Annotated in this window: 18 protein-coding genes and 6 pseudogenes; 22 read left to right on the forward strand and 2 right to left on the reverse strand. The window is 60.7% G+C overall.

Going from position 1 to position 24,503, the window contains the following annotated elements; translation table 11 throughout:
* Positions 1 to 617 precede the first annotated feature (617 nt).
* The 6 genes and pseudogenes from IVA92_RS07815 to IVA92_RS07840 all read left to right on the forward strand — a co-directional run bounded on the left by IVA92_RS07815 (position 618) and on the right by IVA92_RS07840 (position 5,344).
* Positions 618 to 845 carry a hypothetical protein gene (locus IVA92_RS07815; RefSeq protein WP_247279031.1) on the forward strand — a complete coding sequence of 76 codons (228 nt, stop codon included), beginning with the start codon at positions 618 to 620 and terminating at the stop codon, positions 843 to 845.
* Positions 846 to 919: 74 nt separating this feature from the next.
* Positions 920 to 2,476 carry an IS21 family transposase gene (gene istA, locus IVA92_RS07820; RefSeq protein ID WP_247279032.1) on the forward strand — a complete coding sequence of 519 codons (1,557 nt, stop codon included), beginning with the start codon at positions 920 to 922 and terminating at the stop codon, positions 2,474 to 2,476.
* An 11-nt stretch (positions 2,477 to 2,487) separates the two neighbouring features.
* Positions 2,488 to 2,990 (forward strand): annotated as a pseudogene (locus IVA92_RS07825) (ATP-binding protein); the annotation flags it as partial.
* 81 nt (positions 2,991 to 3,071) lie between these two features.
* Positions 3,072 to 4,093 (forward strand): annotated as a pseudogene (locus IVA92_RS07830) (IS110 family transposase).
* A 277-nt stretch (positions 4,094 to 4,370) separates the two neighbouring features.
* Positions 4,371 to 4,616, forward strand: a pseudogene (locus IVA92_RS07835) (ATP-binding protein); the annotation flags it as partial.
* Between the two features lie 308 nt (positions 4,617 to 4,924).
* On the forward strand, positions 4,925 to 5,344 hold the full coding sequence (locus IVA92_RS07840) for a hypothetical protein (RefSeq protein ID WP_247279033.1): 420 nt from the start codon (positions 4,925 to 4,927) through the stop codon (positions 5,342 to 5,344).
* Positions 5,345 to 5,723: 379 nt separating this feature from the next.
* Here IVA92_RS07840 and IVA92_RS07845 read toward each other — a convergent pair whose 3' ends face one another.
* Entirely contained in the window at positions 5,724 to 6,791 is a 1,068-nt protein-coding gene (locus IVA92_RS07845; protein ID WP_276576765.1) for a cytochrome-c peroxidase, read from the reverse strand.
* A gap of 1,747 nt (positions 6,792 to 8,538) precedes the next feature.
* Here IVA92_RS07845 and IVA92_RS07850 point away from each other — a divergent pair.
* On the forward strand, positions 8,539 to 9,045 hold the full coding sequence (locus IVA92_RS07850) for a hypothetical protein (RefSeq protein WP_247279034.1): 507 nt from the start codon (positions 8,539 to 8,541) through the stop codon (positions 9,043 to 9,045).
* 256 nt (positions 9,046 to 9,301) lie between these two features.
* Here IVA92_RS07850 and IVA92_RS07855 read toward each other — a convergent pair whose 3' ends face one another.
* Entirely contained in the window at positions 9,302 to 9,589 is a 288-nt protein-coding gene (locus IVA92_RS07855; RefSeq protein ID WP_247279035.1) for a hypothetical protein, read from the reverse strand.
* 55 nt (positions 9,590 to 9,644) lie between these two features.
* Between IVA92_RS07855 and IVA92_RS07860 the strand changes: the two genes are divergently transcribed.
* From IVA92_RS07860 to IVA92_RS07935, 15 genes and pseudogenes are all read left to right on the forward strand, one after another.
* On the forward strand, positions 9,645 to 9,857 hold the full coding sequence (locus IVA92_RS07860; protein WP_247279077.1) for a hypothetical protein: 213 nt from the start codon (positions 9,645 to 9,647) through the stop codon (positions 9,855 to 9,857).
* Positions 9,842 to 10,167, forward strand: a pseudogene (locus IVA92_RS07865) (ISNCY family transposase); the annotation flags it as partial. The gene IVA92_RS07860 and the pseudogene IVA92_RS07865, both read left to right, overlap by 16 nt.
* A gap of 1,424 nt (positions 10,168 to 11,591) precedes the next feature.
* The gene (nifD, locus tag IVA92_RS07870; protein WP_247279036.1) at positions 11,592 to 13,094 is read left to right on the forward strand and encodes a nitrogenase molybdenum-iron protein alpha chain; all 1,503 of its coding nucleotides are present in this window, start codon (positions 11,592 to 11,594) and stop codon (positions 13,092 to 13,094) included.
* A gap of 80 nt (positions 13,095 to 13,174) precedes the next feature.
* Entirely contained in the window at positions 13,175 to 14,734 is a 1,560-nt protein-coding gene (gene nifK, locus IVA92_RS07875) for a nitrogenase molybdenum-iron protein subunit beta (protein WP_247279069.1), read from the forward strand.
* 119 nt (positions 14,735 to 14,853) lie between these two features.
* The gene (gene nifE / locus IVA92_RS07880; RefSeq protein WP_247279070.1) at positions 14,854 to 16,503 is read left to right on the forward strand and encodes a nitrogenase iron-molybdenum cofactor biosynthesis protein NifE; all 1,650 of its coding nucleotides are present in this window, start codon (positions 14,854 to 14,856) and stop codon (positions 16,501 to 16,503) included.
* 9 nt (positions 16,504 to 16,512) lie between these two features.
* Complete coding sequence (gene nifN, locus IVA92_RS07885; RefSeq protein WP_247279037.1) at positions 16,513 to 17,895, forward strand: nitrogenase iron-molybdenum cofactor biosynthesis protein NifN; 1,383 nt, start codon at positions 16,513 to 16,515, stop codon at positions 17,893 to 17,895.
* A 22-nt stretch (positions 17,896 to 17,917) separates the two neighbouring features.
* A complete protein-coding gene (nifX, locus tag IVA92_RS07890) occupies positions 17,918 to 18,313 on the forward strand; it encodes a nitrogen fixation protein NifX (protein WP_247279038.1) in 396 nt (131 codons plus the stop codon).
* Between the two features lie 10 nt (positions 18,314 to 18,323).
* Entirely contained in the window at positions 18,324 to 18,794 is a 471-nt protein-coding gene (locus IVA92_RS07895; protein WP_247279039.1) for a NifX-associated nitrogen fixation protein, read from the forward strand.
* Positions 18,795 to 18,801: 7 nt separating this feature from the next.
* Entirely contained in the window at positions 18,802 to 19,002 is a 201-nt protein-coding gene (locus tag IVA92_RS07900) for a CCE_0567 family metalloprotein (RefSeq protein WP_247279040.1), read from the forward strand.
* Positions 19,003 to 19,015: 13 nt separating this feature from the next.
* A complete protein-coding gene (gene fdxB, locus IVA92_RS07905) occupies positions 19,016 to 19,300 on the forward strand; it encodes a ferredoxin III, nif-specific (RefSeq protein ID WP_247279041.1) in 285 nt (94 codons plus the stop codon).
* Positions 19,301 to 20,365: 1,065 nt separating this feature from the next.
* Positions 20,366 to 20,533: pseudogene (locus tag IVA92_RS07915) on the forward strand (cytochrome); the annotation flags it as partial.
* Positions 20,534 to 20,627: 94 nt separating this feature from the next.
* The gene (locus IVA92_RS07920) at positions 20,628 to 21,917 is read left to right on the forward strand and encodes a cytochrome P450 (protein ID WP_247279042.1); all 1,290 of its coding nucleotides are present in this window, start codon (positions 20,628 to 20,630) and stop codon (positions 21,915 to 21,917) included.
* 1 nt (position 21,918) lies between these two features.
* Positions 21,919 to 22,227 (forward strand): ferredoxin, encoded by a 309-nt coding sequence (locus IVA92_RS07925; RefSeq protein ID WP_247279043.1) that lies wholly within the window; start codon positions 21,919 to 21,921, stop codon positions 22,225 to 22,227.
* Positions 22,214 to 23,029, forward strand: a pseudogene (locus tag IVA92_RS07930) (SDR family oxidoreductase). Before IVA92_RS07925 ends, IVA92_RS07930 begins: the two are co-directional and overlap by 14 nt.
* A complete protein-coding gene (locus tag IVA92_RS07935; RefSeq protein ID WP_247279044.1) occupies positions 23,029 to 24,372 on the forward strand; it encodes a cytochrome P450 in 1,344 nt (447 codons plus the stop codon). Before IVA92_RS07930 ends, IVA92_RS07935 begins: the two are co-directional and overlap by 1 nt.
* The last annotated feature ends 131 nt before the right edge of the window (positions 24,373 to 24,503 follow it).

Here is a 24,503-nt window from a genome sequence, read left to right on the forward strand (position 1 = left end):
AGTCACCTTCGACCGCGCGGGCCATTCCAACCAAGCGAGAGACGTAACAGGCCGAGTATGAGGATTCAATCAAAGCATCATACTTACGTCCATTCCTCGCAAGCATCTGGGTTAATGGCGCAGCATCGTCGGCTACAGAACTGTGTAACAAACGACGGGACCAGTTGAAATTGCTCAACTTTCAATATTATGAGTCCCGGCCGATGCAATCCTTTCCTGGGCACCATCGCTCCTCTAAGAGCGTGAAATCCAAAGCAAAGCAATTCAACGGCTTACCCGCTCCTCAGTGGTACAGAAGGGTGGTACAATGCCGTCGGCTATGTCGCGTCCGTGGAAGCATCCCAAAGCTGGAATCTATCAGCTCCGGAAGGCCGTTCCGGAGGATTTGCGCAAGATCGTCGGCAAGCGCGAGGAGAAGGTAAGCCTTCAAACCCGCGATCCCGGCGAGGCCAAACAGTGCTTCGCGAAGGCGCTTGCTGAGGTCGAGACTCGGTGGGCCAACTTGCGCACAGGGCCAAAACTGCGAACTGAGCGTGAGGCGCATGAACTTGCCGTCGTCGCCTACGATCAGTGGCTGCAGATGTACAGGGATAATCCAAGCCAACTGACCGGTTGGGATGTCGTCGCCGGAGATCGGCTGTTCGGCCCCCCAAGAGACCAGGGAGCAGATCCGTGCTGCGTCTCAGCGAGTGTTGGATGGCGCGCCGGAGTTGCCAGAGGACAAGATTTTCCGGATGGAACAGGCGTGTTTGGATGCCGCTGACGGCTATTTGATGCTGATTCCGCTCGATGTCGCGGATCTCGCCCACCGTTCCGATTTGATGTCGCCCACCATTCCGGGATGATGTCGCCCGGGGTGACGAGGCCTCTTCTAGCTCCGCTACGGTCCCGCCTTTCGGCTTTGCGAAGGGGGACCTGGATGCCGACGGAGAGGTTTGCGATGCGCCATGTGCGCGATGTGATCAGATTGAAGTCGGCCGGGATGCCGAGCCGCGAGATCGCGCGGCGGGTGGGGATGGCGCCTTCGACGGTTGACGATCCGCCGGTTCGAAGCGGCGGGGCTGACCTGGCCGTTGCCCGACGACATCACCGACACTGTGCTGGAGGCCCGGCTGTTCGCCAGCGCAGGAGCCGGTTCCGGCACCCGGCGGGCCATCGCCGGCAGGCCGAGCCGGACTGGGCGGCGGTGCATCGCGAGCTCAAGCGCAAGCACGTGACGCTGTCGATCCTGTGGGAGGAGTACATCGCGGGCGAACCCGGCGGGTATCGCTATTCGCGCTTCTGCGAGCTCTACCACGCCTGGGAGGGCCGCCTGTTGGTGACGATGCGCCAGTCGCATGCGGCCGGCGACAAGCTGTTCGTCGACTATGCCGGCGACGGCGTGCCGGTGGTGATCGACCGAGCCACCCGCGAGCCGCGCACCGCGCAGATCGTCGCGGTGCTCGGCGCATCGAGCTTCACCTACGCGCAGGCGACCTGGGCGCAGGGGCTCGCCGACTGGATCAGCGGCCACGTCGGCGCCTTCGAGGCGATCGGCGGCGTGCCGGCGCTGCTGGTGCCGGACAACACCAAGGTCGCGGTGATCAAGGCCTGCCTCTACGATCCGCGGATCAACCGCAGCTACGCCGACATGGCGGCGCATTACGGCACCGCCATTCTGCCGGCGAGGCCGCGAGGCCGCGAGGGCCACGGGACAAGGCGAAGGTCGAGCAGGCGGTCCTCATGGTCGAGCGCTGGCTGCTCGGGCGGCTGCGCCACCGCATCTTCCACAGCCTCGCCGAAGTCAACGCGGCGATCGGAGTTGCTGACCCGGCTCAACGAGGAGCGGCCGATCCGGCGGCTCGGCGTGACTTGCCGCAAGCTGCTGGAGGAGATCGACCGGCCGGCACTGCAGGCCTTGCCGGAGAGCCCTTACGTGTTCGCCGAGTGGCGGATCTGCCGGGTCAGCATCGACTATCACGTCGAGGTCGAGGCGCATTACTACAGCGTCCCGCATCGCTTCGTCCGCGCCAAGGTCGAGGTGCGCTTCACCGACCGCACCGTCGAGATTTTCCACAAGGGTGAGCGGATCGCCGCGCATCAGCGCATGAGCGGCAACCACAAGCACACGACCGTGCCGGAGCACATGGCGTCCAGTGATCGGCGCTACGCCGGCTGGACCATCGAGCGCATTCGCAAGGAGGCCGCCATGATCGGGCCGGCCACCGCGGCGCTGTGCAACCTGATCCTCGATGAACGCGCGCATCCGGAACAGGGCTTCCGCGCCTGTCTCGGCATCATCCGGCTCGCCCGATCCTACGGGCAACAACGGCTCGACGCCGCCGCCCTGCGGGCGATCGACATCGGCGCGCGCACCTACGGCTCGGTCAAATCGATCCTCGCCAACAATCTCGATCGGCGTCCTTCACCCGAGCGCTCCGCGGACGACGCACCGATCCTTCATTCCAACATCCGCGGGCCGCGCTACTACAATTAGGAGATCGCATCTTGCTCACGCATCCGACCCTCGATCAACTCTCCATGCGCTCGGCCTTCACGGCATGGCCAAGGCCTTCGTCGACATCGAAGCCGGCGGCGAGGCCGCGAGCCTCGGCCATGCCGAATGGCTTGCGCTGCTGCTCGAACGCGAAGCGTCGCTGCGACTCGACAAGCGGCTGTCGAAGCGGCTGCAATACGCCAAGCTGCGCCAGCAGGCCTGCGTCGAGGACATCGACTATCGCAATCCGCGTGGCCTCGACCGAAGCCTCCTGACGATGCTGGTCGAAGGCCAATGGATCGACGACCACGCCAACCTGCTGATCTGCGGACCCTCCGGCGTCGGCAAGAGCTGGCTCGCCTCGGCGCTTGGCAACAAGACCTGCCGCGACAATCGCTCCGTGCTCTATCAGCGCGTCCCGCGGCCGTTCGGCGATCTGGCTTTGGCCTGTGGCGACGGCCGCCACCCCCGGCTGCTGCGCGCGCTCGGCCGCGTCGATCTGCTCATCCTTGATGGTGTGGACGGCCTCACCTCAACGGCATCATAGTGCCAAGCGTGGCCGCCAGGGAGCCACAAAGAAGGGAGACCGTCCGCGATGAAGTTTATCAGAATAGGCGTTGATCTCGCCAAGAACTATTTTCAGATTCACGCGCTATCTAGCGAGGCTGCGCCGGCCGTAAAGCGCAAGCTGACGCGCCGAACAATGCGCGAGTTTTTCTCGAAGATCGAGCCGTGCCGCGTTGGCATGGAGGCTTGCGGCTCAGCGCACTATTGGGCGCGCGAACTAAAGGCGATGGGACATGATGTGTCTCTGATGCCGCCCGCCTACACAAAACCATATGTCAAGCGGGGTAAGAACGATGCCGTCGATGCGGAGGCCATCTGTGAAGGGTCTCGCGACCTGCCATGCGTTTTGTGCCCATCAAGAGCGCTGATCAGCAAGCGACACTGATGCTGCACAAGACGCGCGAGCTGCTCGTCAAACAGCGAACGATGAGCGTGAACGCTCTACGCGGCCACCTAGCCGAATTCGGTCTTGTCGTCGCCAAGGGCACCGGCCGCGTCGACGAGCTTTTAGACCTCGCAGAAGCCGACACGACTCTTCCGGACGCCGCTGTCCTGGCTGCAAGGGTTCTCGGTCAGCAAATTGATGCACTCGGAAGCGCGCTCGATGATTTGGAGAGGGAGATCGCCAAGGCCCACGCGCGAAGCGAGACGAGCCGTTCGCTCGGAGAAATTCCCGGCGTTGGCAAGCTTGTTGCCTCGGTAATTGCAGCCAGTGTACCGGACCCAAGCGTATTCAATTCGGGGCGGGATTTTGCTGCCCGGCTCGGGCTGACGCCCAGGCAAATTCGAGTGGGGGTAAACCGACTCTCGGAAGCATCACCAAGGCGGGTAATCGATATATAAGGAAGCTACTGGTTCTCGGAGCAACATCGCTTCTAAACGTTGTGGAAAAACGCCGCGGCGGCTTGCGCGACTGGATTGTCGGGCTCTTGGCGAAAAAGCCGGCGCGGCTTGTGACCGTCGCCCTTGCCAACAAGCTGGCTCGGATCATCATTGGCAATGATGAAAACCGGAGAATGCTTCCGCACCGAGATGTTCGCCAAACCTTGAACGTGAGTTTCGGCCAGCCGCATCCAAATCAAAGAGTTCTAAGCTTGGTAAGTGCAAGAAAGGCATGATGAAAGACAACGGTCGCCACCGAAAACCAGGAAAACCCGACCTGTCGTGTGAGCTCTAAAGCTCGCATCCTTGATGTGACCCCTTGGTTGTCGGACTTCATCAGGGCCCGCGGAGATATGATCCGCGCTAAAGGCCGGACATACGATCGCAGCCGTCCAAGTCGTTCGAAGTGCCAAATTGTGCTTGCCATCAGAGGCCGTCCACATACGACGACTGGGGCCTCGAGCCGCTCGACGCCGCGGCCCGCCACGACCTCCTGGAGATCCTGGAGGACCGCTACGGCCGCCGCTCCACCATCGGCACCAGCCAGCTCCCGGTCGATCAATGGCACGCGCTGATTGGCGACCCCACCTACGCCGACGCCGTCCTCGACCGCCTGATCCAGAACGCCCACCGCATCGATCTCAACGGCGAGAGCATGCGGCGAACCCGTAAGCCCGGCCGAAAAGCCTGAGCAAGTGGCGCTGTGGACATGCCGCTGCGCTTGGACAACGCAAGGGCGTTGCCCACATGCCCACAGCAGAAACAGCAGACGAAGAAGCCCTTCAAGCCGCGATTCAAGGTTGACCCCGCGGCTTGCCCGGTGCCAGAAAACAGACAGCCAGAACGCCTTGCGCCCCGGGCGACATCAAATCGGAAGGGTGGGCGAGATCATCTCGGAATCCTGGGCGAGATCATATCGGTACACCCGGGCGAGATCATCGGAATCCGCACTATTTGACGGCCAACGGGATCTTTATCAATTTTGAGAACCGCCGAACCATGGCCCGCGCACTCGGCGCGGCCATGCAGCGTGCCAGCGTACTTTTGGCAAAATTGGCAAGAGGTGAAGGCGACTACTCGCCTGATTCCCAAGCAATTCCATTCCCGCAAAGGAACGCTGCGGCAGAACGAGGAAAGGCAGGCTTAGTGCCTGGCGCCTCGAACGGGACGCTATCGGCATTGGTCGAGGATTGGTGGAAGGAGGCGAAGGCCGCCGGTCGCAAGCAGAGTACCTATGAGAGCTATCAGAAGACGATGATGAAGCTCGTGGCCTTCCTGAAGGATGACGAGGCGGGCCGCGTAACGCCGGAGGACATAGTCCGCTTCAAGGATCACCGGCTGCTGGGCGGCGCGAGTGCGAAGACCGTGAAGGATAGTGACTTAGCCGGCCTAAAGACGGTGTTGGCTGGGCGGTCATGAACCGCCGCATGCACTCCAACCCTGCCGAAGGACTTACCATCAGGGTCGGCAAATCGCGCAAACTTAGGTCAAAGGGATTTTACGACCGAGAAGCGTCCGCCATTCTCAAGCACGCCCGGAATTCTGCTGCTGGGAGGGCTGCTCCGAAGCTGGCATTGGCCAAACGGTGGGTGCCGTGGTTGTGTGCCTTCACGGGAGCGCGGGTACGGACCCGTACGTACGGTGTGTGGGAGGGGGAAGCCGTGAGGCTTCCTCCCATCCGATTGCCTGGTTATGAATGACAGCAGGGGATCATTCATTTTGACGTCATTGCGGGACGCCGGGTTCTTGCGTCGCATCTGTTAGTATTCGGCAAGACATGAGGCCGGCTCTGTTAATCCTATCTGTCTATTGAAGGCTTTGGCGTCGTGTTTGTACGGGTGGGTAGTATTGGATACTCGATCTTAGGTAGCCGCCCGGTAAGCGAATTCAGAAACGCGACAATGTCGTTTTCTTCCCCATCGCTAAGCTTGGCGCCGAGCTGGATTTCACTCATCAGGGCAACAGCTTGCTTCAGGCTCCAAACCTGGCCCGAATGGAAGTAAGGGGCTCGCAAAGCAACGTTCCGCAACGGCGCCGCGCGGAAGACATATTCGTCGCCGACCGCCTTGGTGACCGCGAATCGGCCCTTATCGGCTTGCGGAAGCAGGGTTGCGTCCGGCTTCTTCATCACGCCGAACTGGAAGTAGGCCTGTCCACCGACATTGATTCCATTGTGGCAAGAGGAGCATCCCTTCTCCATAAACAGCGCCAACCCTGACTTCTGCTGATCATCGAGAGCATGTGTATTGCCCTCCAAATACTGATCGAACGGGGCCGCAGGTGTGATGAGAGTCGCTTCAAAAGCCTCGATTGCCTTCGCAAAGTTTTCAAAGCTGACCGGCCTCGCCTCGTTCGGGAAAGCATTTTTGAACAAGACGACATAGCTGGCCATTGAGTTCAAGGTGTCGAGCACATGATCCGGAGTCGCATTCATTTCGGCACTCGCCTGCACGGGGCCAGTTGCTTGCGCCTTGAGGTCCGCGGCGCGTCCGTCCCAGAATTGCGCCGCATTGAACACCGCGTTGTAGACGGTTGGGGCCCGACGTAGGCCGACCTTCCAGCCGTGACCGACTGAGGTCGGACCGGCATCGACTCCGCCGCTGCCGAGATTGTGGCACGTATTGCAGCTAATGATCTCGCTTGCCGAGAGCCGCGGATCGAAGAACAGAATCTTGCCAAGCTCGACCTTTTCATGCGTGACTGGATTGTCCTTTACCGCAGGAATGACTGAGGGGATCGGATGGAAGATCTGCCTGGCGGTTCTCATCAGATCATCGTCCGCGCTAGCTCCTGACGACATCAGCAGCCCAATCGCCAAAACAGATGCTTCAGCCATAAGCCGAAGCTCCCGGATCGATTTGTTCATACGCCCGCCTCATCAGTTCTGATTGATATCAAGGAAACAGTCGAAAGCGATGCCACACTCTGTTCCCTCAACGGGCCGGCGCAGCATGCACCGGATCCTGTGAAGCGAGGCTGCATCAAATGTTCGATTTCGAGGTGCTCGCTGCCGGCGTTCGCCCACGAGATTTTAGCCGTTATTTGATTCGCGAGTTCGCTTTGAGCTTAGATCACGACCTTGGTAGATCAGACTAGCGCCTCAACCTTCGGAATGATGGCCGATCTGATAACAACAAGCGTGCCGAAAAAGGATAATCTGTCCCGTGGCCGCATCGGTTCTCCATTAAGCGATTGGGTGGCCAATACGCTCCAGCGAAGTTGATCGTGCCCGTGTTGCACCGCTGGTCGCGCTCAGCGCTCACGGTGCGGCTGGACAATAGCAACCCCCATGCCAGTTGCATCTGACATGCAAGCTGCTGATTTAGTTACAGAACGATTCCGGGCTACCGAACAACGTCGGATGTCTTGGTTTGATGAATACATACAGTGTCACAGATGCGACAAGCGCCGGCTAGACATCATCGCAGAAAGTTTTGTGATGAGATCCAATTGCCAGCTTGCCGGCCGCACGTCGGACCGCGGTAATAAGATCTACGCTGGCCTACGGCCAGACACTGAGCCGAGGCGCCCAGCGGTGCGTATCGCTCACGATTTCGCCTCGCCCTGCCGACTGAAGGCTCTCCGACCTCATATCCGGGCCGGCTCTTCGCGCGCCGCCGCCGAAATCCCACTCGTTTGTAACAGACGAGCCCCCAAGCCTGAACATGGCTTGTCTTGAATCCCACCTGGGATTCGCTGGCATGGCAATTGCCGATCTCAGATCTGTTACCCACAGTTTGACGGTACGACCGTCCGATTACTCCGATACTCCCATTCGACGCCAGCTCAAGTGGCCGGCCTGACACCTGAGCGGGCCGCGTGTTGGTTGGAATAAGATAACCATTTCGACTCACTCACGGGCGAGTGGCAGCTTTTGAAATCCTGCGCGCTGATGGCAAAAATCGCTGAACTTCTGCAGAAGCAACGGTCACTTCGTGCTCTTGCGTTGAAAGACTTCGATACAAGAGGACACGCTGGGAGGAGATCGTTACATCATGTCCGCAGTGTCCATGGCTGGTTCAAGCTAGATATGGTGTCCGTGATGGCTTCGATTGACGATCGCTTGAACGAGATCAGATACGTGCGGAATGACATTTGGCGCTGTCGAAGAAGACTTCAAAGCGAGCTAAGTGATCTTGAGCGTAAGGTTCTCGAAGAGCGCCTGCTTGAGCGGCAATCTGCCTTTGAACGGCTCCTAGCGACCACGTTTCCTTTTACATGGACACTGTGAAGCAAAATTCGGGACCTGTGCCGCGGGTCATTGGCGCGAAAAATGGTGTCGCTCATAGAACGCATGCGCCTGCGTCAGGAACGTAGCGCTCCGTCGCCGCGGGCCGTCACGCCCGTCATGGCCGCCGCCGAGCTGAATGCGTCGGCCCTCAGCCTTGGTTCACCGATGTGCTGGCCGGTGGCGCACGTGAGCGCCGATAATGAAACCGTTCGGGCCGCCCATCTAGGGCCACCGTTGGGGGGATACCGATTGCCCCGTTTCTGCGACACCGCGGTCACCATGAGTAGCTTTCATCCGACAGAGCGATCGAAGAAGCTTGAATCGGCCGTAGCGTCAGATTGTACAGAGCAGGCGAACGATACTCCAGACTAGGTGTAGCCGAATGAGAAGACCCGTTATCGCTTTTGTATTATGTTCCGCTCTCGAGTTGCTCGGGCTAAGCACGGGCGCGGTTGCGGACACAAGGCGATATGCGTGCACGATCACTGCCGCCGATAGAGAGCCGGTCGGAGTTCGGGACGAGCGGGTCATTCTCACGGTTCAATATGGCTGCCGGATCGCGGATGATCTCTTGAGTGACGCGGGGATTACAGCAGTGTCCGTCAGCGAGTGGGCTGCTGATAAAGGAACATACTTAGCGTCCCTGGAATTTCACCGCGCGCTGGAGGGAGTTGCAATTGGGCAACTCTCCGAGGTGACCGGCTTCTCTAGCATGGAAGGCGAGAAAGGCATTGCGGTCGCAACTTCCGGCACGACAGTATTCAAGTTCGCATCTGGCTCATTGGCAGCCCTTTCAGGGAAGACCCTTAAATTCACCACCAAACTCACTGGCCCACGTAGCTTCGAATTGGAGTTCACAGATTGGCCAGAATCTCGTTTTTGGAAGTGACTCGCGTCTCACGCTGATTTCCGCGAGCGCTCGGGCGGACGAGCCACTGTCGACTCTTAACTCCACACGATGAATGCCGCTCCGGCCTGTGTGCCGTCCTCAAAGACGAGCACACCGCAACAAAGGTTGAGCCCAAACTCCGAAGGCACTTAAAGGCGCTAGACTACTTCCCAGCGCACATTAGGTGGACGCAGTCTGAAAACTGCAAGGTCGAACGGATCGGCGCTTGACTTGTTAGGCTGCCATTGATTCATTCCTATGAATCATTCGTGAGCGAACCGTTAAAGCGCGCGACAAGCTCGTCGGCAAGCTGCCGGCCACCGGCGAGTTGCTGCGCGGTTCGTAGCTGGAGCGCACCGTCCGACATACCAAAGGCTGTTCTAAATGCGCGCGCGGCGAAGGGCACCAGGTGTTCGTGCTCACCGTGACATACGCCGGCGGCCGCACGCAGCAGTTCAGCGTACGTCGCGAACGGGTCGCCGAGGTTCGTCGCTGGCTCGACAAATATCAGAAGCTGAAGCAGGCGATCGAGGGCATCTGCCAACTCAATCTTGAGCTGCTAGGTCCAGAGCCGCATCGAAGGCGCGCGGGGCGGCGAGATGATTGAGATGCGGCGGGCGCAACTCAGCTTTGGCGATGGGCTGATCGCCGAGGAAGTGAGTGATCTTCGCGAAGAGTGGATGCAGCACGCCGATCAGATGCTGGCGGACGAGCAGATCGTGGCGGCGGTGCACGAAGCACTAGCGAAGCGGTGCCCGAAGAGCCGCAGTCGTGGTCGGCTCGGCACGATCGCAACCACCAGGTCAAGCTGAGGCGCGTGCCGCGGCTGGTGGCGACTGACGCCGGGTTCTACTCTGCCAGGAACGAGGCCGCTGCGAGGGCAATGGGGGTCAAGGGGTATGCATTCCCAATCGATCGAGCAAAAGCCCTGAGCGCAAGCGCGAACAGAAGAAGCGCTGGTTCCGCGATGGCCAAAAATGGCGCACGCGATGTGAAGGACGCATCAGCGTGGTTAAGCGGCGAAACGGTCTCAATCGATGCTGATAGAAGGATGACGCCGGAATGCAGCGCTGGGTCGCCCTCGTCGTGATCTCAACCTCGTCAACATCGGCCGGACGATGAGCAGGCGAGCCGCTCCGTAGACCTCGCCCCCATCATTGCTCGCTTCAGACCCCCGCCGTCCACCGGGCGGGGTCTGTTTTGGTCCATGCCTTGGCCAAAGGCTGGAAAACATCAATTTCGCGCCGGGAAGTAGACAAAAGTGGGCTATCCACGGGCACTATTTGCCGAACGGAGAATATGCGAAGCTTCATCGACCGACGATGAACCCTCAACGCGAAATTGAGGGTAGCCCGCACTGATCGAGCCGCTCTAGCGGTGTCCGTCTTTGGTGGGAGGAGGGCCTCGCGCTCATCAGCAGACCGCCCTCGTTGTCGCTGCACTCGGTGACGGCTTCGGCTCATCGTGTCACGCTCCCGCAAGCGGCGATAGAAAAAGTCGACGCGCGCCCAATCAAAGTGCCGAATTGCGTCGTGGCGTGTCTAACCGAGATGCTGAAGCGAGCTGCAACTGGACTGCCGAATGACAAGGACGGGGCCATTGTAGAACACCGACCCCTTTACCCCGAACGACGAAGGGCCACGAGCTTGCGCCTTTAAGGCTATCGCGGGTTGAGAATCTATCAGCCCCACATGCTCTCCACGAGATCGGTGTCGCCACATTAGAGCGCGTCTCCACGAGATCAACTGGAATGACGAGCGAAGCGAAAGATCGCGCGTAAGTGAAACAAAGCGTTCTGCTGACAACTGAGTTCTCTTAGTCTTCCGGAAGAGATGGTGCAGCTCAATCACCACTTTCTTAGGATCGATCGCAAACACCATGGGCGCATCTACGTGCGCTGAAGTCCATCTCGAACCGATGGTGTTTGCGATCGCTCGATGGGTGCGCCAAGCAAAGCTGCCGCACCGGAGTGACGTCGGCGCGCGGGGAAGACTTTAGCCATCTCGCTGGCGGAGAGCGCAAGTGATTGTTTTGTTTCAGACAGGGCTTTAGCGGGTAAGCCTGTCGGTGCCACGCAGGGTCAGTTTTATAACAATCCGCATCCTATCAGCTATCTAGCTCTACAGACGTGGGTTTTTGTATTCAACCAGCACTGGCACACTCGTTGCAGACCCCTGCGCAACAGGCGGCTGTCAGCCCTTTGCACGACATGCAGACGGGCAGGCCGCCCCTGATGGCACGCGAGCGAGTAAAGAAGCCGATATGACCAATCGCTGGAGGGCAGGCATGACATCACCGAGACGCGTCTTGGTCAGCGATTCCGTCGACAAATCAACAGCGTCACACATGGTGCTCGCAAGCGCTTAGCCGAGATGAGCTGCAACATCCTGATCGGCCGCTGGATCCGGAAGCCCGCGAAGTTGCGTTCGGTAGGACCGGCCAGGGAGATTTGCACGCTTTACACCGCAACGCCGGATCGGAAATCCGTCGATCTACCGGAAAAGCGTCGCTTCTTCATTTGAGACGACAATGGAAAGGAAATTTGTATGAGCCGATCAACTACCGAAAGCGTCGCAGAGATCAAGGCGCGCAACAAGCAGCTAATTGATGAGGTGTTGAAGGTCTACCCAGAGAAGACCGCCAAAAGGCGCGCCAAGCATCTGAGTGTTCACGAGGCGGGAAAGTCGGATTGTGGCGTCAAATCCAATATCAAGTCCATTCCGGGCGTAATGACCATCCGCGGCTGCGCCTACGCGGGCTCCAAGGGCGTGGTCTGGGGGCCGATCAAGGACATGATCCACATTAGCCACGGTCCGGTCGGCTGTGGTCAGTACTCATGGGGCTCGCGGCGCAACTACTACGTCGGCACGACCGGCATCGACACGTTCGTGACACTGCAGTTCACTTCCGATTTCCAGGAAAAGGATATCGTGTTCGGCGGAGATAAAAAGGTCACCAAACTCATCGACGAGCTGCAGGAGCTGTTTCCTCTCAACAGGGGCATTACCATTCAGTCCGAATGTCCAATTGGTTTGATCGGTGACGATATCGAGGCAGTCTCCAGAGAAAAGTCAAAGCAATATGGCGGCAAAACCATCGTGCCTGTGCGGTGCGAGGGTTTTCGTGGAGTGTCACAATCGCTCGGCCATCACATCGCGAACGACGCCGTTCGAGATTGGATCTTCGACAAGAGCGCCCCAGAAGCCAGCTCTAAATTTGAGCCGACCCCATATGACGTTGCCATCATCGGTGACTACAACATCGGCGGCGACGCCTGGTCGTCACGGATCCTGCTCGAAGAAATGGGCCTGCGCGTCATCGCCCAGTGGTCCGGGGATGGATCTCTCGCTGAATTGGAGGCGACGCCGAAAGCGAAGCTCAACATATTGCATTGCTATCGCTCGATGAACTACATCTCACGGCACATGGAGGAAAAATTTGGGATTCCCTGGTGCGAGTACAACTTCTTCGGGCCTTCCAAAATCGCGGAGTCGCTGCGCAAAATTGCAAGCTTCTTCGATGATAAGATCAAGGAGGGCGCCGAGCGCGTCATCGCGAAATATCAGCCGCTGGTCGATGCGGTGACCGCGAAATACCGGCCGCGGCTCGATGGCAAGACCGTAATGCTGTTCGTAGGCGGCCTACGTCCTCGCCACGTCATCGGCGCGTATGAGGACCTCGGCATGGATGTTGTCGGCACAGGCTATGAGTTCGGTCACAACGACGACTATCAGCGCACCGCCCAGCACTACGTCAAGGACGGCACGCTGATCTACGACGACGTCACCGGCTACGAATTCGAGCGCTTCGTAGAAAAGATCCGGCCCGACCTCGTCGGCTCCGGTATCAAGGAAAAATACGTCTTCCAAAAAATGGGCGTGCCGTTCCGCCAAATGCATTCCTGGGACTACTCGGGTCCTTACCACGGTTATGACGGCTTCGCGATCTTCGCCCGAGACATGGACATGGCAATCAACTCCCCGATCTGGGGGAAGACCAGCGCACCATGGAAGGACGCTCCGCGGCCGAGCCTCATGGCGGCGGAATAGGAAAGCCGACGCTCGGGCCCTTTCTTCCGCAGAGGAGGGAAGGGCAGGAGAACGAACACAAGAACCTGAAGAGTGCCATGATGACACAGAACGCCGAACACATCCTCGACCACTCTGAGCTTTTCCGGGGAGACGAATACCAGCAGATGCTGGCCAATAAGAAGGCGCTATTTGAGAATCCGCACGATCCCGCCGAAGTCGACCGTATCAGAGAATGGTCCAAGACGCCCGAATACCGCGAGAAGAACTTCGCCCGCGAGGCGCTAACTGTTAATCCGGCGAAGGCTTGCCAGCCGCTAGGTGCGGTGTTCGCCGCGCTCGGGTTCGAGCGCACACTGCCGTTCGTCCACGGCTCCCAGGGTTGCGTCGCGTATTATCGCAGCCATTTGTCGCGGCACTTCAAGGAGCCGACCTCGTGCGTCTCCTCGTCCATGACGGAAGACGCGGCTGTGTTCGGGGGGCTCAACAACCTGACCGACGGGCTTGCCAACAGCTACAACATGTACAAGCCGAAGATGATCGCGGTCGCCACGACCTGCATGGCGGAAGTCATTGGCGACGACCTCAACGCCTTCATCAAAACATCAAAGGAAAAAGGTTCAGTCCCCGCGGACTACGACGTACCATTCGCTCACACTCCTGCATTCGTCGGTAGCCACATTACGGGCTACGACAACACGCTCAAGGGCATCCTCGAGCATTTCTGGGATGGCAAAGCCGGCACGGCGCCTAAACTCCAGCGCAAAGCGAACAACTGGATCAACTTCATCGGTGGCTTCGATGGCTACACTGTCGGAAACATCCGTGAGATCAAGCGCATCTTCGAGCTGATGGGGATCGGCTACACGATCCTCGCGGATAACAGCGATGTGTTCGATACCCCCACCGACGGCGAGTTCCGCATGTATGATGGCGGCACCACACTAAAGGATGCCGCGAACGCAGTCCATGCGAAGGCAACCATTTCCATGCAGCAATATTGTACGGAGAAGACGTTGCCCTTCATCAAGGGGCACGACCAGGAGGTCGTCGCCTTCAATCACCCGCTGGGTGTCAGCGCCACGGACGATTTCCTGATGACGCTGTCGCGTATCACCAACAAGGCAATTCCCAATGCGCTGGAGCGGGAGCGCGGGCGTCTGGTAGACGCAATGGCTGACTCTAGCGCGCATGTTCACGGCAAGAAGTTCGCGATCTACGGCGATCCCGACCTCTGCTATGGCCTGGCCGCATTCTTGCTGGAGCTTGGCGCTGAGCCGACGCACGTGCTCTCGACCAACGGAAGTAAGGCCTGGGAGCAGAAGATGCAGGCGCTGTTCGCGAGCTCGCCGTTCGGTAAAAACTGCCGCGCCTTCCCGGGCAAGGATCTCTGGCACATGCGTTCGCTCCTGTTCACAGAACCAGTCGATTTCCTGATCGGTAACACCTATGGCAAGTATCTCGAGCGTGACACTGGAACGCCGCTAATCCGCATCGGGTTTCCCATCTTCGATCGCCATCATCACCATCGTTATCCAGTGTGGGGCTATCAGGGTAGCATGAATGTGCTGGTCAAGATTCTCGACAAGATCTTTGATGAGATCGATCGAAAAACCAGCTCAGTTGGCAAGACAGACTACAGCTTCGACATCATACGTTGAGGCGAGCGCCCCGCCTCATTGTCCGCAGGAACAGCGGCGCTGTGGCGGGGATCCCGGGTTATCCGCCGGACCATCCTCTTGGTCTGTGCGAATGTCTTGACATCCCCGAAAGAGACGCCATGACTTCGCTTCCCACGACCATACAGGACGTCTTTAACGAACCGGGCTGCGCCAGGAACGCGAGCAAGTCGAACGTCGAGCGCAAGAATGGATGCACCAAGCAGCTGAAGCCGGGCGGCGTCGCCGGTGGGTGTGCCTTCGATGGCGCCAAAGTCGCACTGCAGCCCTTCACCGATGTTGCCCATCTTGTGCATGGTCCAATCGCCTGTGAGGGCAATTCCTGGGACAATCGCGGTTCCGCCTCCTCCGGCTCCGATCTGTGGCGCAGAAGCTTCACCACAGATATGAGCGAGACCGACATCGTGTTCGGCGGCGAGAAGCGGTTGTACAGGGCAGTCAAGGAGATCACAGAGAAATACGACCCGCAGGCCATCTTCGTCTACCAGACATGCGTGCCCGCAATGATCGGTGACGACATCGATATGGTCTGCAAGGCGGCCTCCGCCAAATTTGGCAAACCGGTCATTCCCATCAATGCACCGGGATTTGTGGGGTCGAAGAACCTTGGCAACAAGCTCGCGGGCGAAGCACTGCTGGAGCACGTCATCGGTACCGGAGAGCCCGATTACACCACTGCGTATGACATCAACATCATCGGCGAATACAACCTGTCCGGCGAACTCTGGCAGATCAAGCCGCTGCTCGATGAGCTCGGAATCCGGGTCCTGTCGTGCATCTCGGGGGACGGCAAGTATCGCGAGGTCGCTTATTCGCACCGAGCCAAAGCCGCGATGATGGTCTGCTCAAAGGCAATGATAAACGTCGCACGCAAGATGAGGCAGCGCTACGGCATCCCGTTTTTTGAAGGCTCGTTCTACGGTATTGAGGATTCCAGCGATTCACTGCGCCAGATCGCGCGCATGCTGATCGAACGCGGCGCGCCGGCTGAGCTGATGGAGCGCACGCAAGCCCTGATCGCACGCGAAGAGACCAAAGCCTGGGCTGCGATTGAACGTTTCAAACCACGCTTTGCCGCCAAGAGGGTTGTTCTCATCACCGGTGGCGTGAAATCCTGGTCGATGGTGGCCGCTTTGCAAGAGGCCGGGCTCGAGATCGTCGGCACGTCCGTGAAGAAATCGACCAAGAAGGACAAGGAACGTATCAAGGAATTAATGGGCCAGGACGCCCACATGATCGAGGACATGTCCCCTCGCGAGATCTACAAGATGCTGAAGGACGCAAAAGCCGACATCATGCTCTCCGGCGGCAAGTCGCAATTCGTCGCACTAAAGGCGGCGATGCCGTGGCTCGATATCAACCAGGAGCGCTGCCACGCCTACATGGGGTATATCGGGATTGTCAATCTCATGGAGGAGATCGAGAAAGCGCTCTACAATCCGATATGGGATCAGCTCCGCCAACCCGCGCCATGGGATGAGTTCGACCGGAAGCGTCAGGCAAGGACAGTTGCGCAGACGTATGCGCAAGCCGCTGATCCAGTTCGGGACGCGAGCAAGAACGGCGTCAATACGATAAGTTCCTCCAATGAAGGTGAGGCCGGCGGTGGTGAGAGCGCGATTGAGGCGCATGGCCCGAATCTCGCCAAGCCCGCCAGGACGTGGCCGTGCACCAATTCCACCGCACGGTGCGTTGCTTGTAAGGACATTTGTTCCGATCTGCAGCCCCCGGCACTGCAGGCGGCGGAGTAGGGGAACGACATGGCGATCGTCACGACCTCGAAGAAAGCCTGTTCGGTCAATCCGCTCAAAATGAGCCAGCCGATCGGCGGCTCATTTGCCTTCCTGGGCCTGCGCGGCGCGATGCCGCTTTTGCACGGCCCGCAAGGTTGCACCTCCTTCGGGCTGACGCTGTTCGTGCGCCATTTCAATGAAGCCGTGCCGATGCAGACGACCGCCATGAGCGAGGTTGCCACCGTGCTCGGTGGCCACGAGAATCTCGAACAGGCGATCCTCAACATCTACAATCGGGTCGAGCCCGAGATCATTGGCATCAATTCGACTGGCGTCACCGAGACCAACGGCGATGACGTCGAAGCCTTCATCCGGTTGATCCGACAGAAGCATCCGAAGCTCGAAAAGCTCCCCCTTGTCTACGTCTCGACCCCGGATTTCAAGGATGCCTTTCAGGATGGCTGGGGCAAGACAGTGGCGCGGATGATCGAGGTGCTTGTGGCTCCGGTCGACACAGCGAGACCGCGCGATATCTCCCGCGTCAACGTACTACCTGGTTGTCACCTCACGCCCGGCGATCTCGACGAGCTTCGCACGATTTTTGAGGATTTTGGGCTCAAGCCCTCGTTCCTGCCGGACGTTGCCGGTTCGCTGGACGGTCACATCCCCGACGAATTCACGCCCACCACGATCGGGGGCATTGGAGTGGACGAGATTGCGACCATGGGGCAGGTGGCCTGGACGATCGCGATCGGCACACAAATGCGCCGTGCGGCCGAGGCCATGCAGGTGCGGACAGGCACGCCGTTCCGCCTGTTCGAGCGGCTCTGTGGCCTTGTCCCAAATGACGAATTCATCGCCTTCCTGAGCCAGATCAGCGGCCGGTCGGTGCCCTGGAAATATCGCCGGCAGCGTGGACAGCTGGCAGACGCCATGCTGGATGCACATTTCCATATCGGCGGCCGCAAGCTCGCGATCGGCGCCGAGCCGGACTTGTTATTCGATCTCTCCAGCTTGCTCCACGAAATGGGCGCACAGGTAAGTGCTGCGGTGACGACGACGAACTCACCGGTGCTCCAGCGGGTCAGGACCGAGGACGTCCTGATCGGCGATCTGGAGGATCTTGAAGAGCTTGCCAGGTCGCGTGACTGCGACCTCTTGATGTCGCATTCACATGGCCGCCAGGCCGCTTCGCGACTCAATGTCCCGTTCTTCCGGGTCGGCTTTCCGATGTTCGATCGCGTTGGCGCTGCGCACCTCACGATCGCTGGCTATCGCGGCACGCGCGATCTGATCTTTGACATCGCCAATCTGATCATCACCGACCGCGAAGCCAACCATGGGCCGACGCCCGACACCTGGCGATCAACCTGCGGCGGGCCGCAGGCCAATCCGCCCCAGTTGCATTGAGCAGGTAGAGAAAACAACCCGGATGAAAGTTGCATTCGCCACTCAGGACTTGAAGCACGTCGATGCCCACTTCGGCTGGGCCAAGAACATCGCGATCTACGAGGTCGACCCGGACGGGCATCGGTTTATTGAGGCGATCCAGTTCGACGGTGACCTCACCGAAGACGGCAATGAGGATAAGCTCGCGCCGAAGATCGAGGCGATCAGGGAGTGCGCAATCCTCTATGTTGCGGCGATTGGCGGCTCGGGTGCTGCGCGAGTCGTCGCCAGGAACATCCATCCCATGAAGGTGCTGCAGCCAGAGCCCATCCACGATCTTTGCGTCAAACTCGAAACCGTGCTGAAGGGGTCGCCGCCGCCCTGGCTGCGGAAGCTGCTCACCAAAAGCCGTGAACGTACGCTGGATTTCGAAGCCTGAAGGAACAAAGATGGCCGATCCGTCTGAAGTCACTCCAGCCGCCGCCGCGGCGGAGGGGCCATTTCTGAAAGAGCTCATCAAGATCTGGCGCGCCCAGGACACCCACTGCGCCTGGGAGGGCAAAACGGATCTCGAGCTGCTCGAACCCTACGTTCTCGACAAGCGCAAGCGCCGTGCGCTGCCGATCGTCGGCAATCCCGACCCGGACACGACATGGCGGCTGGAGCTGTTCTTCGACGCCGTTGCGCTCTCGATCGAGAAGGCGACCGGTGTGATGATCTCGCCAATGCTGAAGATGCATCACGAAGGGTTCGGTCGGATCGTGCTGATCGGCGGCCGGCTCGTTGTCGTGAGCAAGCACCTGCGCGACGTGCATCGCTTTGGTTTCGACCATCTCTCTGATCTCGCCAATCAAGGCGACAAATTCGTCAACAGTGGCGTTCAGATGATCCGTAAGTTCCCGGAAGTGGCGAGTTGTTGAGGCAAGTGTGAGCGACATCGAAATTCTGAAAGCGGAAATAAAGGAGCTGTCGGCCAAGGCGGCTCAGGCCAAGATGGACCTCCACGACCTCTCCGAGGAGCTGCCGGTCAACTGGTCGTCGATCCTGAGCGTGGCCCAGAAGGCCCACGCTGCCTTCAGCGAGCTCGAAAGCAAACGCCAATATCTCCAGGCGCTGGACAAAACATAACGGACGGTTAGCCATGTCATTCAGGACCCGCGACGGTCGCAATTGGAGGCCGGACTACCTGGTTGCTATCGATCCCAAGAAGTGCATCGGCTGCGGCCGCTGCTACAAGATCTGCGGCCGTGAGGTCATGACGCTGAAGGGGCTAAGTGAGGGTGGCGAGATCATCGATCTCGACGAGGACGACGATGAGCTCGAAAAGAAGGTCATGGTGCTGAAGGACGAAGGCGCTTGCATCGGCTGCAGCGCCTGCGCCCGGGTGTGCCCAACAAACTGTCAGACCCACACACCACCTGGTTGACTTAGCTTTCTCCGACGAGATCGACGAGCCAGTTGTCAGATAGTAGCTGGTAGGGAACGCCCAGATCCTACCTGTTCTGGCGTGAAGCCGGCAGTTTCCGAATCGGCCGCGACCTCGCATGGGCCCCGGCGGCGAAGGCCGGCAGGATCGTGAAAACGACAACGCCGACACCGTCGTTGAAGAGTGACTCGCCCTGCATCTCGACCTTTCAGGTGCCTTTACATTTTGAGCGTACCCATGACCGCCACCGCATCGGTCAGGCTGATGAGCGCGCCAAACACCAGCTCCCAGGACAGCGGCAGCGACTGACCAAGGAGACCAGCGGCCTGCCAGAATAGAAAGCCACTACGGCGCGGCTTACCAATGTTGCGAGATCGACGTGGAGCGCTCCCGCGAAGAGCTAGAATTCTAGCATCCCGTTCATGACGACCGACGTGAAGTCGATCTGGAGCACTGTCTTTGTTAGCGCTTCGAACAGATGCTGTTCTGGCAACGAACGCAGAGATCCCGCGTTTACCTGACGCTTCTAGCTCGATCGCAAGGCTCGCGAATAGTGATGACGAAACAGTGGATCAGCATACCGTAAACCCTGTGCAAAAAAGCGGGCTTCGTGCCCCAACCATTTATTGGGAACGGCGTGCGTGGATCTCATCATGGCTTGGCTGCAACAGCGGCGAGAGGCCGGATATACTAAGCAACTGGAATCGTCATTCAGGAGAACTGATAAAGAAGGTGTCGCCGGTCTGACGTCTGATGACTATCCGACACTGTTCTGTCGCCTTTGTTGGTCCGCGACACCGGCCTATTTCGCCGAGCTCTTGTCTGGCCGCAGGCTAATCCGCTGAAAAGCAATCACAATCTTTTCTTCTGCTGGGTCGGCCAAATTGGCACGAGTTTTGAAACCCTTCGTTGCGAGCTGGGAGCCGCCGACCGACCTTCATTTCGTGGATGACATCGCGATCGATGGAGCGAAGAAAGAAAAGCAAAATGGCAAATCCGCATCAGATAGCATTCTATGGGAAGGGGGCCTCGGCGAAATCGCCCCCTAACAAACAGGCTCGCCGCCCGCACTACTGCATCGTCGTGGCGCTGGCCAGGCTTGAACTCAAGGTGGTGTTCGGTTCGATCTTCCCGCGCTTTCCCGCGCTGCGCCTGGCCGTGGCGCCCGAAGGAGCGAAGTTGCGCAAGGAGATCATCACTGGCGGGTTCGAGGGGTTCCCGGTGCTCTGGTGATGCTCGGACGCCGCCGGGAATCGCGATGTTCTCCGCAATTTGCCGGCGCGCCTGGCGCGCGCCGATCAGATCAGCCAGCCAACAGGTAACCAAGATGGACGTGCAAGAAACCACGGCAGCATGCCGGGACGCCTTCGCCGAACTGGCGTCGCCAGCGCGCATCCACGACCCGTATCCGTTTATGCACTGGTTGCGCGAGCACGATCCCGTGCATCGCGCGGCGTCGGGCCTCTTTCTGTTGAGCCGCCACGCCGACATCTACTGGGCGCTCACGGCCACGGGCGATGCGTTTCGGGCACCGGCGCCGGGCGAACTGGCGCGCCACTTCCCGCGTGCGGCGACCAGCCTATCACTCAATCTGCTGGCGTCTACACTAGCGATGAAGGACCAGCCGACGCATACGCGTCTGCGCCGGCTGATCTCGCCCGATTTCACCATGCGCCAGATCGACAACCTGCGGCCGAGCATCGCGCGCATCGTCGCAGCGCGCCTGGATGGCATGGCGCCCGCGCTGGAGCGCGGGGAGGCGGTGGACCTGCATCGGGAATTCGCGCTGGCCTTGCCCATGCTGGTCTTGGCCGAACTGTTCGGCATGCCCCAGGACGACATGTTCGGGCTCGCCGCCGTCATCGACCCCATTCTGAAAGGCCTGGGCCCGCACGCCAGCGACGCCCAGCTCGCCACGGCGGACGCGGCCAGCGCCAGGGTGCAGGCCTACTTCGGCGACCTCATACAGCGCAAGCGCACCGATCCCCGCCACGACATCGTGTCAATGCTGGTCGGCGCACACGACGACGATGCCGACACGCTGTCGGATGCGGAGTTGATCAGCATGCTTTGGGGCATGCTGCTGGGCGGCTTCGCAACCACTGCTGCGACCATCGACCATGCGGTCCTGGCGATGCTGGCGTATCCCGAACAGCGGCACTGGCTTCAGGGAGACGCCGTGGGGGTGAAGGCATTCGTCGAAGAAGTCCTGCGCCGCGACTCGCCCGTCATGTTCAGCGCCACTCTGCGTATCGCCCAGCGCGACATCGAATTGGGCGGCGTGGTGATCCCGAAGAACGCGGACGTGCGCGTGCTGATCGCGGCCGGCAATCGCGACCCGGACGCCTTCGCCGATCCCGACCGCTTTGATCCCGCGCGGTTCTACGGCACCAGTCCTGGCATGTCGACCGACGGGAAGATCATGCTGAGCTTCGGCCACGGCATCCGCTTTTGCCTCGGTGCGCAACTGGCCAGGGTGCAGTTGGCCGAGAGCCTGCCGCGGATCCAGGCGCGCTTCCCCACGCTGGCATTGGCCGAGCCGCCGACGCGGGAGACCTCCGAGTTCCTTAGGACGTTCCGCGCGCTGCCGGTGCGGCTGCATGCGCAGGGGGGCTGAGATGCGCATCTTGGTCGACCAGGATATGTGCGCAACCAGCGGGCAGTGCGTGCTGACGCTGCCGGGCACCTTTCGCCAACGCGAACCCGACGGCGTGGCCGAAGTGTGCGTGGCGACGGTCCCGCAGGCGCTGCACGCCGCCATGCGACTCGCGGCCAGCCAGTGCCCGGTCGCCGCCATTCGGGTCATCGAAAGCGACGCTGGTGATGACGAGCGCGCCAGCGTCGGCCCTGCGCCTTCTCCTGCGGGGGCCGAGCGGCATGCCGCGAAAGACCAACGCAATCCAGGAGGACACGATGGCACGGTTTGAAGGCAAGGTGGCCGTGGTGACCGGCGCCGGCGCCGTTGGCAAGGCATGCGCCCTCGCCATCGCACGCGAGGGCGGCAGAGTGGTAGTGGCCGACATTGATGGCTCGGCGGCCATCGCCTGCACCGCGCAGGTCGCGGCCGAAGCGGGCCACGCGCTGGCCCTGGCCATGGACATCGCCGATGCGCGCAGCGCTGCTCGAGACTGCGGAGCGGCACTTCGCTGGGGTCGACCTGCTGGTGGAGCGACATGCATCTGACCCCGCGCCACCGTGCGATCCTCGACCTGGACCTGGCGGTCTGGGATCAGAACATGGCGACCAATCTGCGCGCCATGCTGCTCTGCTGCCGGCAGGCCATATGCCCGCGGCGGTGGTGCGATCGTCAACATGTCGTCGTGCCAGGGGCTCAGCGGTGACACCGCGCAGACGTCCTACGCCGCGTCGAAGGCGGCGATGAAAATGCTGTCGGCCTCGCTCGCTACCCAGTACGGTCATGCGCAGATCCGCTGCAACGCGATTGCGCCGGGTCTCGTCATGACGGAGCGTCTCCTCGCCAAGCTGCACGAGTGCATGCAACGGCATCTGCGCCGGCACCAGCTCCTGCCGCGCGTCGGCTGCCCCGAGGGACGTGGCCGCGCTGATGGCATTCCTGCTCTACGACGATGCTGCGTTCATCACCGGCCAGGTCGTGTGCATCGACGGCGGCATGCTGGCGCATGTGCCGACGTACGCCGACGGTGGCAACAGCCGCGCCGCGCGGCCTGCCGGCACACCGCCGAAGCGGCCGCGGCGCCGCGCTGCTGATGGCCATGCTGCTCAACCCGCTGGACCGTCGGCACCGGCTGCGGCACGACATCCCGGTCGTGCCCGGCGCTTTCCCCCTGGTCGGGCATCTTCCCGCCATCGTCTGCGACCTGCCGCGCCTGCTGCGGCGCGCGGAACGGACGCTGGGCAGCCACTTCTGGCTGGATTTCGGCCCTGCCGGACACCTGATGACCTGCGTGGATCCGGATGCGTTCGCACTGCTCCGGCACAAGGACGTGTCCTCGGCGCTGATCGAAGAGATCGCGCCCGAATTGCTTGGCGGAACGTTGGTTACCCAGGACGGCGGCGCGCACCGGCAGGCGCGCGATGCGATCAAGGCGGCGTTCCTGCCCAAGGGGCTGACCCAGGCCGGCATCGGCGACCTGTTCGTGCCCGTCATCCGGGCACGGGTGCAGGCGTGGCGCGACCGCGGCGACGTAACCATCCTGCGCGAAACCGGCGACCTGATGCTCAAGCTCATCTTCAGCCTCATGGGAATCCCCGCGCAGGACCTGCCGGGATGGCATCGCAAGTACCGGCAAGTGGTGCAGTTGATCGTCGCGCCCCCAGTCGACCTGCCCGGACTGCCCTTGCGGCGCGGCCGCGCCGCCCGCGACTGGATCGACGCGCAGTTGCGCCAGTTCGTCCGCGACGTGCGCGCGCATGCCGCGCGCACGGGGTTGATCAACGAGATGGTGAGCGCTTTCGATCGCAGCGAAGATGCGCTCTCCGATGACGTCCTGGTCGCCAATATCCGCTTGCTGCTGCTTGCGGGTCACGACACCACTGCCTCGACGATGGCCTGGATGGTGATCGAGCTGGCGCGGCAGCCTGTGCTGTGGGACGCCCTGGTCGAGGAGGCGCAACGCGTGGGCGCGGTGCCGACCCGGCACGCGGACCTGGCGCAGTGTCCGGTCGCCGAGGCGCTGTTCCGCGAGACGCTGCGCGTGCATCCGACGGCCACGCTCCTGCCGCGTCGCGCGCTGCAGGAATTGCAACTCGGCCAACGGCGCATTCCCGCGGGCACCCATCTGTGCATCCCGCTGCTCCATTTCTCGACCTCGGCGCTGCTGCACGAGGCGCCTGATCAGTTCCGCCTGGCGCGGTGGCTGCAACGCACGGAGCCGATCCAGCCGGTGGACATGCTGCAGTTCGGTACCGGCCCACACGTCTGCATCGGCTACCACTTGGTATGGCTGGAACTGGTGCAGTTCTGCATCGCCTTGGCGCTGACCATGCACAAGGCCGGGGTGCGGCCGCGGTTGCTGAGCGGCGTCGAAAAAGGCCGGCGCTATTACCCGACCGCACATCCGTCCATGACAATCCGCATCGAATTCTCATGAGCTGGCATCGCATCCCCGTGTGGCGAGGCAGCGGCGCCGGCGACGCGCGGCATTGCTGCACTCGGCGCGTGCGCTCGGTGCGACGCCGGCAACACCGCGGCGGCTCGGCGCTCGCCGTGGCCGTGTCAGGT

Source organism: Bradyrhizobium sp. 154 (genome assembly GCF_023073875.1).
Taxonomy (GTDB): Bacteria; Pseudomonadota; Alphaproteobacteria; order Rhizobiales; family Xanthobacteraceae; genus Bradyrhizobium.